Raw genomic sequence first — 13,198 nt, forward strand, 5'->3', positions numbered from 1 at the left:
CCCGGCGCATCGCCGCTGAACTGGGCCTCGCAGCCTCGGACTCACGGGTAGGAAAGGCCGGACTCGGCAGGAAAGTGTTGTACGGGCCGGATCTCATCAAAACCCCATCCACTTCTGCGCGCTGCGGGCCCATGCCCAGCCGGGCTGCTCCACAACCGGTAGACCTTCCGTGGCAAAACAGCGGTGGTCTACATGTTGAAGGCCCGAGATCACAGCTTCGGGCGCTGCACTTTCATGGTCTTAAGGACGGGCAACAGCTCTTTGCCCCAAAGCTCGAGTTGGTCGGGGTCGTCGGTGTAGGGGTGAATGATGAGATGCTCGACCCCGACGTCCACACGCGCCTGGCACTGTGCCACCACCTCGTCCAAAGTTCCGAACATGTAGGACCGTTCCAAGTGCTCGGTGTCGCGACCATCGCCAAGCACCTCCGCCGCCATCTCGTGCTGGATCCGCCGCGCGGCCACTGGGCTGTCTTCTTCAGTCAGATGCAGCCACTGGCCATGCGCGATGATCATGTCGTCGGGGTTGCGACCGGCTTCCTCCAGAGCCGCGTGCACCAGTCGCCAGTCGTCTGCCACCTGTTCAGGTTGTGCGCTAGGGCGGGAGAACCATCCGTCGGCCGCGACAATCCGACGCTTGACATTTGGGTGAAGAACCGGTTTCTCGACCGATTGCTCACCAGTCACCTGGCTACCACCGCCTACCCAGACCGGCAACGGAGCAGGCGACGGCTCGATCAACACTTGCGATAGTTCGTAAAATTTGCCCTGGTAAGTGAGCTCTTCACCGGAGAGGAGCCTGCGGCATATGTCGAGGACCTCGTCGGTGCGGGCTCCCCGCTCCTTGGGCTTGGTGCCCATCGAGAACATCTCCGGCGGGTACCACCCTGTGCCGGCACCGAGGATGAATCGATTGTTTGACATCTGCTGAATGCTGGCGATCGTTTTGGCCAGCAGAACTGGGTGGCGCAGCGGAAGAAGCAGCACCCCGGTGCCTAACGGGATGCTCTTCGTGACAGCCGCGGCGAAGGCCATGGTCGTCATCGGTTCAATCCAGGTATAGGCATACATGTTTCGCGCGCGGAGCATATGGTCGGTAACCCAGATGGAGTCAAAGCCGAGTTCCTCAGCACGAATACACCACTGCCGCAGGCGTTCTGCGTGATCGAATCCATCGTTGGTGGAATAGCCGAAGCTGGGCAGGTAGATGCCAACCTTGAGTGTGGCGGTCATTGTTTCCCTTTCGTTGTAAAAACAGCTTTCAATGCGAGTCAGGCGGATTGATCCTTCGTGGGCAGTCCGGCAGCCGCCAGCACCTGCTCCATGAGTTCTTGAGAGCGGTAGGCCTCCCGGCCGTCGGTGAGCGGTGCACGTCGTGTGCGGATGCAGTCCAGGAAGTGCTGTAGGCAGTCCGCAAAGCCCGCGCTGCGGGTAATGTCGACAAAGCCGGCGGCACGGCTTCGCATCGTGACGGTCGAGGCGGCGTGATTGCGAATGGTGGTCACTGAATCGGGTGCTATGACCCGAACAGTCGTTGCGTCCCCGTAGATCTCCAAGCGCTCGTCCCACTCTCCGGCACACCGGACTGCTGAGAACAATGCGGTGGCGCCGGTGTCGAAGCGGATCAATGCAGACACTCCGTCTTCGCGGTAGGGGTCCGGGGCCCAGGAGTGTGCCTGCACGTCTTCTGCTTCACCACAGAACCAGCGCAAAAGGTCCAGCATGTGGATGCCGTTTTCAAGCGTGGCCCGATACTCGGACTCGGCTCGATGCTTCTGCCCAACGATGAAGCGCGGTGGCGACGCTACAAACTGCGCACGGGCAAGCCGGTACACCTCGCTATAGCGGCGGTTCAGACCCACCATGAACAGGCCATCGGACCGGTCAGCGGCCGCCAACATGGCCCGAGCGTCGTGAAGCGTGGTTGCCATCGGCTTCTCGCAATAAACGTCGAGTCCGGCGGCTAACGCTTGCTCAACGTATTCGCGGTGAACATGCTTGGGGGTCAAAACCAGTACGGCATGAAGTCGCGCAAGGCGAATCATGTCATCAAGGGATTCGTACGCATGCTCGATTGGCCAGCGCCGAACGTTAGCTTCGGTGTGATCCATGTTCTCCGTGACCAGCCCGGCGATAGTGACACCTGGCTCGCCAGTCAGAACCGGCAGGTGAGCCAACTGGCCAATGGCACCCGCGCCAACCAACCCGAGCCGCACCGACGCGGGGTCAGTCATGCAATACGCCGAGCTTTTTGAAGATGTCGTAGATTCGGGTCGAGTAGGAGGCGAACGCAGCCTCATCTCCCACTCGGACTGGACGCGGGCGCGGAATGTCGATGTCGAATGACTCGACGATTCGACCAGGTGACGGTCCCATGACAACTACCCGGTCCGATAGCCCGACAGCTTCCTCGACTGAGTGCGTGATGAAGAGAACACTTTTCGGTCGCTCCATCCAGAGCGCCTCGAGGTCCACTCTCATCTGAGTACGGGTCAGAGCGTCCAGAGCGCCGAACGGTTCGTCCATCAACAAAACGGATGGGTCGTGCACCAACGCACGTGCGATCGAAACCCGTTGTCGCATTCCGCCTGACAGTTGATTCGGGTAACGGTTCTGGGCGTGGTCAATGCCCAGCTGTCGCATTAATTCGTCGGTCCGCTGCTCCTGTTCTGCACGGGGAAGTTTGCGGATCTTGCCCTGCAGCAGGATGTTGTCGCGGGCCGTCCGAAAGTCGAGCAGCAGATCGTCTTGGAAGACGATCCCGACGTCAGTGAGCGCGTCGTTAAGCGGCTCTCCGTTTATCAGGACCGACCCAGACGTTGGGTCGAGCAGGCCGGCAACCATCAGCATTAGGGTGCTTTTGCCGCACCCAGACGGACCGACGACGCTGACGAACTCCCCTGGCGCGATTTCGAAATCGGTCGGTTGTAGCGCGGTGTTCACACCTTCCTTCGTTGAGAACTGTTTGGATACTGCTTGACCAATGATCGACACGCCCCTGGTTCCGGCGCCGCTGTCTACTGTCAGCATGACGGAAGCTCCTCCGGTAGATACTCGTTTGTGTAGTAGTGCTCAATAGGGTGGGTCGTGGGCAAGTTCAGATGCTCGACCAGGAGTTCATAAGTCTTGTCCCAGTGAGCTTTGGTCACCTCGCCTAAGCCTGGCGATCCTTCCGAACACAGAAGCGTCTTATCGACCTCGAGCTGAGCAACTATTGAGTCTTTGACCGCGCCAGCGGGAAACCGCTCAGACACGATCTCGGCCGCCTCGTCGACGTTGTTCCGTGCATCATCCCAGCCCTTCAGTGACGCCTCGACGAACTTGCGGACCGTGTCTGGGTTCTGTTCTGCGTAGGCCCCTTGGGTGACCATCGATAGACCAACGGTGCCGACTCCGATGTCGCGGTACATCAGCTCGTTGATGTCTGCTCCCTGCTGGCGCAACTGGACGCCCTGGCTGTCGGCGCCGGCGGTGATGGCGTCAACGTTGCCTTGGATAAGCGAACCCACCAGCGCAGAGGGATCAATATTGGTGATTGTCACCTCCGACTGTGGCACCTCATTGGCGGCCAGGACCGCATCGAAAAGGCTGGCCTGTGCCGTCCCCGGCTGCAGGGCCACGGTCTTGCCGGCCAAGGCTGACGCATCCGTGATGTTGGCCTCGGCCAGCGACATCACTGAGAATCCGTTTGTTTGAAGAATAGGTCCGATGATGGAGAGATCGCCGTCCTGCGAGGCGACCGCCATCGCGGACGGGGCGTCGGTATAGCCGAACTGCGAGTTGCCCGCGGCCACAAGCGCTGCCGTCGAAGCGGACCCCTGCCCTTCCTGAATCGTCACCTCTAGGCCAGCGTCGCGGTAGTAACCCTTCTCGGCGGCGACCATGAATCCAGCGTTTGGTCCTCCCGCAAGGTAATTCAAGGTCAGCGTTACAGGCGTCAGTTCGGTGTCACCGGACTCTGCGCCGGTCGCCGGGGCGGTGTCGCTGCTTGCACATCCCGCTGCGGTCAATCCAGCGACGCCCAGCAATGCGGCGACGAATGCGGTTTTGCTGTTCCTCGGACCGTTCTTGGACATTGCCATCCTCCTTGTTGGACAGGTGAATTGAAGTTAGTGCGTGTGCTGCCAGGGTGTGACCATGCGTTCGGCGAACTCGACTGCGTACGCGAACACCAGGCCTAAGATGCTCAGGACCACCAGGACTGCGAAAATGAGCGGGGTGTCGAGGTTGGCGGATGCGCGCAGCAAGAGGAAACCCAAACCCGAGTTTGAGCCGACGAACTCCGCGACCACAGCCCCGGTCACAGCAAGTACGACGGCCACCTTCAGGCCGGAAAAAATGAACGGCATCGCTGCTGGCAATCGCACACATCTAAAGGTCTGCGTGCGCGAGGCTCCCATGGAGCGCGTGATGTAGAGAAGCCGTGGATCGAGCGCTTTGAAACCCGTGAGCGTATCGACCAAAATAGGGAAGAAACACAGCAGGAACGTCAGCAGGATCTTGGGCAGCATTCCGACCCCGAACCACACTATGAAAAGCGGCGCAACCGCGATCTTGGGGATGGTCTGCAGTACGACAATCAAAGGGTAGAGAGCGATCTCGACCATGCGCACCGAGGCAATCAGGTACGCAAGTGGCACGCTGACCACCGCGGCAAGTAAGAAACCTGCCAGCACCTCAGATCCGGTCACGAGAGCGTTATCCCACAGCAGCGGCAGTTGCGCGAAGAACCGATCGAAAACCTGCACCGGGGACGGGAGAATGTACTGCGGTATGTCGAAGAGCATCACGACCAGATGCCACAGGGCAACCGAAACCGCGAAAGCAGCGGCGGGAAGTCCTACACGGGTCGCTACAGATGTTCGACCGCTCGGCCGTGGCGGCGCTGTAGCGGTTCGGGCGTCGGGCGCTTTGGCAGCGATAGTAGTTCTGGCGCTCATCGTGAGTCTCCGGTCGTTGAGGTCGTCTGTATTGCAGTGCGCAGCATCGATCACAAGATCGACGCCCCGCGCCGGAATCCTCTAAAGGACCCGGTAAGTCTTGTTCTGCCAGAGGTATTCGCACTCAAGCGAACACCTGCGGTGATCGCGTCGGCTCGCTGTTGGCCGGCGATCTGCTCAAGAGCAGGTGCTCGCCCTCGAGAACTTCGGTGTCGGCAGGCGCTACGGTGCCGCGGTCACCGCGGTTGCCGGTCTCCGGGAGTGTGGTGTAGACGACCAGGCAGATAGCGACGATAACCAAAGGCGGTGTGAGGGCGATGATCAGAGAGCCGACCGCCATGCCGGAGACGCACAGCGTCAAGACAAACCGTCGGCCGAAGCGGTCGGCGAGCGGGGAGATGATGATTCCGCTCAGTGGACGAACGACGAAACCGATCGCGTAGGTCAGAAGGGCTGCCATCAGGGATGCGAACGCCGAGTCGCTGGGGAAGATCTGAGACGAGAACACCGCTGCCAGAAGGCCGTAGATGTACCAGTCGTACCACTCCACGAAGTGGCCGACTGTGCCGGCGAGCATGTTGACGGGGCGTCGTGTGTGTTCGGGCGTCTTGGGGGAACTCGAGCTATTCGAAGCGCCGACGGCATCTTCAGAGCTGATCATGAGCTATCCTCACTAACGGGTGTTGGGCGGTCGAGCACTCTTCGCGGGCAGCTGACTGCGGGCATGCCAAATCAAGTTTCATGCAGGGTGTTTCACCAGATCTGACGTGACGTGTCAGGCTTGGTCCCGATGACCTCCTTCGGGGCGACTGATGATGGGCCGATGACTATTCGACGAGGCTGCGGTCAGCGCTCATCGTTGGACCGCATTTGTTGCATGACTCGCCCAATGGCGGCCAGGTTGTTCTCGTGTCGGAAGCCCCGCGGCTTCTAGGATTTGGTCGAGCAGCCGCTGCGTCGCAATCGCGTCGCGCGCAGACGTCAACGGCGGCTGTCGGTCGACGATCCGATCGAGGAAGTGGTACACGGCTTCGGCGAAGCCGAGGGTCTCGGTGGCAGTGGCCCAGCCGAACGCCTCCGCGCTGAGTTCGCGGCTGGTGGTCCTGCCGTCGACGGTGATCGAGACAGACTCTGGCGCACGCACTTCGGCGGAGCGCCCAGAGCCATAGGCGTCGAGCTTCTCGCTCCACGCACCGGCGGTGCGCGCTGCCATCAACACACCGGTAGCGCCAGAGTCGAAGCGGACCATGGCTGCGGTGCCGTCTTCCTCCCATGGATCGTCGCCCGCGGCGTGCGCGGTCACCCCGACGGCTTCGCCGCCGCAGTACCAGCGCAGCAAGTCGACCATATGGATGGCGTTCTCGAACGTAGCCCGGTACTCCGACCCGGGCCGGTTCTTCTGAGCGATGCAGAACGTGGCTCCCATCGCACCGAAAACTTCTCGCCCAGCCACGTAGACGGGCGCGAAGCGACGATTGAAGTCGACCATCAGGATGCGGCCTCGTTCGTCGGCGAGGTCAGCCAGGCGCTGCGCCTCGTCGACGGACGGCGCGAGCGGCTTTTCGCAGAAAACGTCGACATCGCGGCGCAAGCAGGCCTCGACAGCGTGGGCGTGCTCCGAGCGCGGGGTCAACACGAACACCGCGTCCAGGTCCTCGGCCGCGAGCATCTGCTCGACCGTCGTATACCCTGCGCCAAAACCCCAGCGGCGCATCAACGGCCCGGGGTCCGAGCGGCGCGAGACAAGAGCAGCCAACTCGACGTCATCCCGTTTGACCAGAGTCGGCAGCTGCGCGATGGTGGCGATGTTGCCCGCGCCGATGACTCCGACCCGCGTCTTTGCCGGCGCGTTCATCGCGCACCCTCCGCAACGGCCTTGGGAGAGAGAATGCCGCGCAGCGTTAGCGCAGCTCGCGGGAAGCCGATGCTTGGATCAGGTAAATCATCTGGGTGCCAACGATATTCGTATTCGAGGGAAAGAACGTCGTCATAGCCGAGGGCAGCCAGAGCCGACAGGATATCCGCCCAGGGCACCACGCCGTCGCCGATGACGCGCGAGCGCACCGCTCGCTCGGAGGCCGACACCCGCGCAGTCTCAGTGGCGCGGAACGGCGCGTCGGGGTCGGTGAAGACGAGATCCTTGACGTGCACGTGACCGACCAGATCTCCCTGAATACGCAGCGCTTCGTCGTAGGGCTCGTCGTGGGCGAACGTCAGGTTGGCCTGGTCATAGAGAACCCGTACCGCATCGTGGTCCACCTCGCGCACCAGTCGCGCCGTCTGGGCCGCCGATTGCGTCATTGTCCCGAAATGGTTTTCGACGCAGAGGCGTACCCCCGCCGCTGACGCCTCGGGCGCCAGCGTGCGGAGCGCCTCAACGAGCCGGTCCCAATGTGCTGCGTGGTTGTGGTCGCCCGGATGCCACGACCCCGCATACACCCGGAGTCGGTCGGCGCCCACGAGCTGGGCGATCTCGATTGCACCGCGGAACTCGTCGATCGCCGTCCGCCAGGGGCCGTCCTCGACAGCGTTGATTCCCGTGGTGTACGGCGTCAATCCGATGATGGGGATCCCCGTGTCATCGGCCGCCCGCCGGGCCTCCTCGGCTGCGCGCCGGTCTTTCAGGGGCAGTCCCGAGCGATAGTCGTCCTGATAGATCACCTCAGCGGCGTCGAGCCCGGCGGCCGCGAAGAGCGCGAGCGCCTCCGGGACTGTCCGTTCCGGGGTTCCGAGGGTATGGCCTGCGAGACGCATGGTCACTGGTCCTTCCTGGTGGTGTCATTGGCAGCCCGGAGCCAGTCAGGGGGACCGACCAGAGCTGGCGGGTCGGCGATCCTGGAGCGGTCGACGAGCTCCATCAGCAGTCCCCACGGCGTGAGGAAGTAGCTCCACCGATTGCCTGCGACGCGTGGGCTGTCGCCGCCCACCTCCTTGCGGTCGCCGAGCAGGCGCACGCCGGGAATGGTGGCAAGGACGCGCAGTGCCGCGTCCACGTCGTCGACCACGAAGCAGAGGTGGTGTCCGCCAGCGTCACTGTGCCGGGGGTGCTCGGCGCGGCGGTCGGAGCTGTTCCACTGGAACAACTCCACGTTCAGGTTCGGCGGCATCCGCAGCATCGCCAGAGTCAAAGCCGCATCCTGCGGTACGTCAAAGTTCTCTGGCATGAAAACGGGGTCGGGCCCGCGGGTCGAGCGGTACAACTCTTGGGCACCCAGCGCTTCGACGAAGAACCGGACGGCCTCGTCGAGGTCGGGAACGGTGAATGCAGCGTGATCGGCGTACTGGAGGCCAGGGACGCGGGGCAGCTGCCCGGCGGTATGCGATGTCATGCGTGCAGCCCTGCCGTAGAAGCCCGCACCAGCAGCTCCGGTGTCAGTACGACATGCTCGACCGATCCGCCTGCTGCCTTCTCAGCCAGATCCATTGCAATACTGCCCATGTCGGCGATCGGCTGCCGGATCGTGGTCAACCCGGGGTTGAAACGCCCGCCCAGGCTTAGCCCGTCGAAACCAATAACCGAAACATCCTCAGGGACCCGCAGACCTCGAGCGGCGAGGGCAGAGATCACTCCGAAAGCGGTCATGTCGTTCGCAGCGATGATCGCGGTGGGCCGGTTGGTCATGGCGACGAATTGTGCTCCCGCTCGCTCCCCCGCTTCGGTATCGGCGCCGCCGTCGAGAACCACCGGGTCACCGCCGGCCAGGTCGCGATAGGCATCCATGCGTTCGTGGGCTGTGTGCGAACCGGATATCCCTGAGACGTAACCGATCCGCAGGTGGCCTAGGTCGCGCAGATGCTCGAACGCGAGTTCAATGCCGCGACGGTTGTCGACGGTAACGCTCGGCACGGTCGCGTGCTCGTCCACCCGGTCGATGACGACCACGCGCTGCCCGAAGTCGAAGCTACCCAGCGCGTCGAGGTCTACGCGCGTCGACGGCGCGACGATGCCGAACGGCGCGTACAGCGCTTGCATCGCAGTCAGATAGCCGGCGGTCTGCCCAGCATCGCCGTTGGTGACACAGAGCACCAGCTGGTAGCCACGGTCGCCCGCAGCCTGCGTCATTGCATCGGCGAGTTCAGCGAAGAAGGGGTTGGTGACGTTGGGCACGATCAGCGGAACGAAGGTGCTCGTCTTCCGACTCAATGCCTGGGCGAGGGGATTCATCGTGTAGCCGATTTCCTGCGCGACACGCAGAATATGGTCCCGGGTCTCGGCCTTGACTGCTTCTGGTCGCGAGAAGGCGCGCGACACCGTCGAACGGTGCACACCGGCCGCTTTGGCGACGGCGTCGATGCTGTGATTAGCCATGGCGTAATCCTTCTCGCTCGGTCTCGTAGACATGCCAGATGATTCGCATGACATCCTCGAGTTCGCCCAAGGACGGCAATCCGCGAAACCCTTCGCGCAGTGTGCGCGCGACCTTTCTCACGAACGGGTCGTACAACGGGTCACTATCCACGTCGAAAACGGTGCGCGACGTACGACCATCGAGTGCCGTGTACGAGGCCGAGCCATCGGATTCGACGGCAGCGAATCCCGCATCGCCCGCGGAGGAATAGCTGCAATAGCGCTGGAGCTTCGAGTGCGGGAACGCGTACCCCACCTCGACGATGGCCTCCCGGCCGTCCGGCGTCGTCAACACCAGAGTCGCGTGATCTTCTACTTCCCCCACGTGCATGGCCGACGACAGCGTCGCGCTGACAGTGGCGGTCGTATTGCCAGTGCGCTGAAGAAAGAGGTCGGCGAAGTGCGGGCCCAGGTTTGCAAGGCAACCGCCGCCGGCCCTCTCAGGGTCACGCATCCACGAATTGCCATTGCGGTCGTAGCGCTCCGGCGGCCCGGCGATGAACGAGAGTCGCTGGTAAATCGGTCGCCCAGCTTTGGCGAGCCAGTTGTCCACCGGACCACCACGCTGGATCAACGGCACCGTGGCCGGGACCCGCGCTTCCTCAGCGGCGCGCCTCACCTCCTGCAGCTCGCCCAGCGAAGTGCCGAGCGGCTTCTCGACCACAAACGGAATGCCGCGTGCGATCAGCGCTAGGCAAATCTCGGCCATCTGGTCGTGCGGGCTGAAGACATACGCGAGTTCTACGTGCGGTATGTCGAGCAATTGCCGCCAGTCGGTGTCGACGGGACAACCCCACAGCTCAGCTAACTCACGCACCCGGTTGGGGTCGTCGTCGCAGACCCCAACGACGGTGTGCACCGCGGCGATCGCTGCGGCATACAGCGGAACGTGCCAGTGCGAAGCTCCGAAGACGACGGCCCGTGCGCGACTCACCACGACACCAGCCGACCGGGGACGCGGAAAGTGCCCTTGAGCTGCTCTTTGAGTGGGCACATGATCGCTCCGTTCCAAAATGAGACCGGTTGCTGCGACCGGTTGCATTTCAAGCTACGAGAGTGAGAGAGTGTTGTCAATCACATCTTCGAACTGAGGGGTTCACATGCCTGCCAAGCTCGAGACACTGCGGACAATCGATGAATCCGGCGCAGTCCTCATCGTCCGGCTACCCGATGCCGACACCGCCGAGCGCGTCGCGCATGCCGCGGTCGAAGGCGGCTTCCGCGCGCTGGAGATCACGCTGTCCGTTCCTGGAGCGGTCGATCTCATCCGCCGACTGGCCCACCAGTACGACTCAGAGCAGGTCGCGGTGGGCGCGGGAACCGTCCTAGACGGGCACGCAGCCTACGAGTGCATCCGGGCCGGGGCGAAGTTCCTGGTCAGCCCGCAGCTCAACCGCGAGATGATCCGCGTCGCAAACCGATACCAGGTTCCGACGATCAGTGGGGCGTTCACCCCGACGGAACTGCTGGAATCCGCCGAGGCTGGGGCAGACATTCTCAAGCTGTTCCCGACCGAGGGCGCGGGCATTCCCTACACCAAGGCTGTGCTCGCACCTTTCTCGCACCTACCGATCATGCCCGCTGGCGGAGTCACCGTGGGGAACGTCGCGGAGTGGTTCGCCGCGGGAGTCGTCGGCGTCGGCGTCGGTAGCGCGGTCACCAAGGCCTGGCAACCCGACGGCGACTACACCCGGGTGACCACGGCGGCCCGCGACTTCCTCGCCGCCGTACGAGACGCGCGCCGGTGAGTCAACCGAGGCTGATCGCCGTCATAGGTAGCGCCGGTTCCGGCAAGTCGACGGTCGCACAGCGCCTCGCCGTCCGGCACCGGGCGGTCTACCTCGACAAGGACGCGATGAGCGCCCGCTTCGTCGAAGCTGCGTTGGTAGCAGCCGGCTACGACCCGGGCGATCGAGAGTCGAACCCCTTCTACCGCACACACATACTGCCCCTCGAGTACGACTCACTCCTCGATGTCGCCGGCGACAACCTCCGCATCGGTCGATCGGTGGTCCTCGACGCACCGTTCAGTCCGTACCTCGATGACCCCGACTTCATCCGCGAGTCCGCGCGTCGGTTCGACTGGCCGCCCGTCGACGTCGAAGTGGTCCGTGTTCGTGTCTCACCCACAACGCTGCAACACCGCCTGCGCGAGCGTGGCCTGGAACGGGATCGCTGGAAGCTTGCCCACTGGGATGAGTACTGGGCCGAGCACGGTGCGCGCCCGTGCTCATGGATCGACGTGCGTCTGACGGAGTTTTCGAACGACGACGTCGGGTCTGAACCAACGCCGTGAGCGACACCGCTCCGTACGCCAAAGACTCTGCGTCCGACTAATACTCGATCTGCGCGACCTCACGCACTTCATCCGGTGTAGCCGTACCGAAACCGAGAAACTCTAAGTTCGCCGGCACCTGTTCGAACAACATGTCCACACCCACCTGAGTCTCACAGCCGCGTTCCCGAGCGGCCCGCAGAAACGGTGTCACCTCCGACTTCATCACCACCTCGCCGACGAAGGTAGTCGAGGCGAGCAGGCTCATGTCGATCGGCAGCGGATCGCCGTCGTTCATACCAAGCGGTGTGGCATTCACGACGAGGTCGTAACCAGTCGGATCGGCTGACCCCGTGCGCACGGCGAGCTCGGGATAGTGTTCAGACACTCGACCGCCGAGAGACTCGGCCGCACCATCCATCGCATCGACCAGGCCCATCCCCGTCACGCCCGCCGCCGCCAGTGACGCCGCTATCGCTGACCCGACTCCGCCTGCACCGATGATCAAGGCACTAGTCTGTGCAAGTTCACGGCCCTTGCGGGGAACACCTCTCACGAAGCCCTCACCGTCGAACAGGTCGGCGACCAGACTTTCGCCCTCGCGCTTCCGCAAGACGTTGGCCGCGCCCGCGATCCGAGCCGTCGGGCTCACCTCGTCGGCGAGCTCGATCGCCATCCTCTTGTGCGGCATCGTCACCAACGCACCACGAATATTGGTGAGCTTGGTCAACTCTCGCAGGAAACTTGGGAAGTCAACGGCCCGCACGCCCATCGCAACCACCACCGCATCAATGCCGGCCTTCTCGAAGAACGGGTTGTAGATCATCGGCGATTTGAATGTCTCCGTCGGAAAACCGAGGTGAGCAATCAACGGCGTTTTACCCGAGATCACGATGCAGAACTTTTTCCGCTCTCAGCCAGGTAGGCGGTGAACACGACACCGCGACGAGCGTACCGGCAGGCGAACCTATCGAATGTCACTTTTGGAACGCGCCGCTTCCCCGGTCGCCCATTGGTTACTGTGCCGCCGCATCGAGGTGATGGTCGATGAGTACTGCCAGGTGCGCTCCGACGTCGTCGAGCGCGGTGACGGATTTCTGAGCCACCGACATGAGCACAGCGCCCTCCACCGCCGCCAGGATCGTGTTCGACAGGGTCAGCGCCGTTGCCTCGTCGAGGCCGTGGCCGAGAAGCGACACGCTCAGTGTGGTCTGCCACCTGGTAAAGGCCTCACCCGCGAGGTCGGCGACTGCCGGGGACGAGGAACGCGACAATCCCGCCGCAGCGACGGGGCAGCCAGCGGTGAAATCGCTGCCGGCAACGACACTCTTCCACTCGGCGATGAAGGCAGCCAGCGCATCCTGGGGCGTCGGCAATTCCACGTACGTGGCGATCTGTCCGTCGATGAAATCACTGGCAACCCGGGTGGCTTCGGCGACCAAACCTGACTTGCCATCCGGGAAGTTCAGGTAGATGGACCGGCGGGACACATGACCCTGCTTGAGGATCTCGGCTACCCCAGTTCCCGCCACACCGTGGCGCCGAATCAAATCAATAACGGTGTACACCAATCTGTCTCGAGCGCTCACCGCGAGGCCTTCCCCCGATTCTGACTACCTCCCACAGCGGCAAGAAC

Annotated in this window: 15 protein-coding genes; 2 read left to right on the top strand and 13 right to left on the bottom strand. The window is 62.9% G+C overall.

Annotation, left to right across the window (positions count from 1 at the left end; genetic code table 11):
- Positions 1-209: 209 nt before the first annotated feature.
- The 11 genes from AC3A6P_RS28395 to AC3A6P_RS28445 all read right to left on the bottom strand — a co-directional run bounded on the left by AC3A6P_RS28395 (position 210) and on the right by AC3A6P_RS28445 (position 10,221).
- Positions 210-1,232, bottom strand: coding sequence for an LLM class flavin-dependent oxidoreductase (locus AC3A6P_RS28395; RefSeq protein ID WP_487695607.1), 1,023 nt, complete (start codon positions 1,230-1,232; stop codon positions 210-212).
- A gap of 38 nt (positions 1,233-1,270) precedes the next feature.
- Positions 1,271-2,233 (bottom strand): Gfo/Idh/MocA family protein, encoded by a 963-nt coding sequence (locus tag AC3A6P_RS28400; RefSeq protein WP_487695608.1) that lies wholly within the window; start codon positions 2,231-2,233, stop codon positions 1,271-1,273.
- A complete protein-coding gene (locus AC3A6P_RS28405; RefSeq protein ID WP_487695610.1) occupies positions 2,226-3,029 on the bottom strand; it encodes an ABC transporter ATP-binding protein in 804 nt (267 codons plus the stop codon). Before AC3A6P_RS28405 ends, AC3A6P_RS28400 begins: the two co-directional genes overlap by 8 nt.
- On the bottom strand, positions 3,023-4,075 hold the full coding sequence (locus AC3A6P_RS28410; protein WP_487695611.1) for an ABC transporter substrate-binding protein: 1,053 nt from the start codon (positions 4,073-4,075) through the stop codon (positions 3,023-3,025). The genes AC3A6P_RS28405 and AC3A6P_RS28410 overlap by 7 nt, the downstream gene beginning before the upstream one ends.
- Before the next feature lie 33 nt (positions 4,076-4,108).
- On the bottom strand, positions 4,109-4,786 hold the full coding sequence (locus AC3A6P_RS28415; RefSeq protein ID WP_487695788.1) for an ABC transporter permease: 678 nt from the start codon (positions 4,784-4,786) through the stop codon (positions 4,109-4,111).
- Positions 4,787-5,063: 277 nt separating this feature from the next.
- On the bottom strand, positions 5,064-5,600 hold the full coding sequence (locus AC3A6P_RS28420) for an MFS transporter (protein WP_487695613.1): 537 nt from the start codon (positions 5,598-5,600) through the stop codon (positions 5,064-5,066).
- Between the two features lie 192 nt (positions 5,601-5,792).
- On the bottom strand, positions 5,793-6,794 hold the full coding sequence (locus AC3A6P_RS28425) for a Gfo/Idh/MocA family protein (protein WP_487695615.1): 1,002 nt from the start codon (positions 6,792-6,794) through the stop codon (positions 5,793-5,795).
- Complete coding sequence (locus tag AC3A6P_RS28430) at positions 6,791-7,693, bottom strand: sugar phosphate isomerase/epimerase family protein (protein WP_487695789.1); 903 nt, start codon at positions 7,691-7,693, stop codon at positions 6,791-6,793. The genes AC3A6P_RS28425 and AC3A6P_RS28430 overlap by 4 nt, the downstream gene beginning before the upstream one ends.
- 2 nt (positions 7,694-7,695) lie before the next feature.
- On the bottom strand, positions 7,696-8,268 hold the full coding sequence (locus tag AC3A6P_RS28435; protein WP_487695616.1) for a VOC family protein: 573 nt from the start codon (positions 8,266-8,268) through the stop codon (positions 7,696-7,698).
- Positions 8,265-9,248, bottom strand: a complete 984-nt coding sequence (locus AC3A6P_RS28440; protein WP_487695618.1) for a LacI family DNA-binding transcriptional regulator — start codon at positions 9,246-9,248, stop codon at positions 8,265-8,267. The genes AC3A6P_RS28435 and AC3A6P_RS28440 overlap by 4 nt, the downstream gene beginning before the upstream one ends.
- Complete coding sequence (locus AC3A6P_RS28445; RefSeq protein WP_487695620.1) at positions 9,241-10,221, bottom strand: Gfo/Idh/MocA family protein; 981 nt, start codon at positions 10,219-10,221, stop codon at positions 9,241-9,243. The genes AC3A6P_RS28440 and AC3A6P_RS28445 overlap by 8 nt, the downstream gene beginning before the upstream one ends.
- 166 nt (positions 10,222-10,387) lie before the next feature.
- On the opposite strand from AC3A6P_RS28445, the gene eda reads away from it, so the two are divergent.
- Entirely contained in the window at positions 10,388-11,035 is a 648-nt protein-coding gene (gene eda, locus AC3A6P_RS28450; RefSeq protein WP_487695621.1) for a bifunctional 4-hydroxy-2-oxoglutarate aldolase/2-dehydro-3-deoxy-phosphogluconate aldolase, read from the top strand.
- Positions 11,032-11,583 carry a P-loop nucleotide/nucleoside kinase family protein gene (locus AC3A6P_RS28455; protein ID WP_487695623.1) on the top strand — a complete coding sequence of 184 codons (552 nt, stop codon included), beginning with the start codon at positions 11,032-11,034 and terminating at the stop codon, positions 11,581-11,583. Before eda ends, AC3A6P_RS28455 begins: the two co-directional genes overlap by 4 nt.
- 37 nt (positions 11,584-11,620) lie before the next feature.
- Here AC3A6P_RS28455 and AC3A6P_RS28460 read toward each other — a convergent pair whose 3' ends face one another.
- The gene (locus AC3A6P_RS28460; protein WP_487695624.1) at positions 11,621-12,454 is read right to left on the bottom strand and encodes a shikimate dehydrogenase family protein; all 834 of its coding nucleotides are present in this window, start codon (positions 12,452-12,454) and stop codon (positions 11,621-11,623) included.
- A gap of 124 nt (positions 12,455-12,578) precedes the next feature.
- On the bottom strand, positions 12,579-13,112 hold the full coding sequence (locus tag AC3A6P_RS28465; RefSeq protein WP_487695626.1) for a TetR/AcrR family transcriptional regulator: 534 nt from the start codon (positions 13,110-13,112) through the stop codon (positions 12,579-12,581).
- Positions 13,113-13,198: the final 86 nt, after the last annotated feature.

The organism is Mycobacterium sp. Soil_C_30 (genome assembly GCF_057656995.1).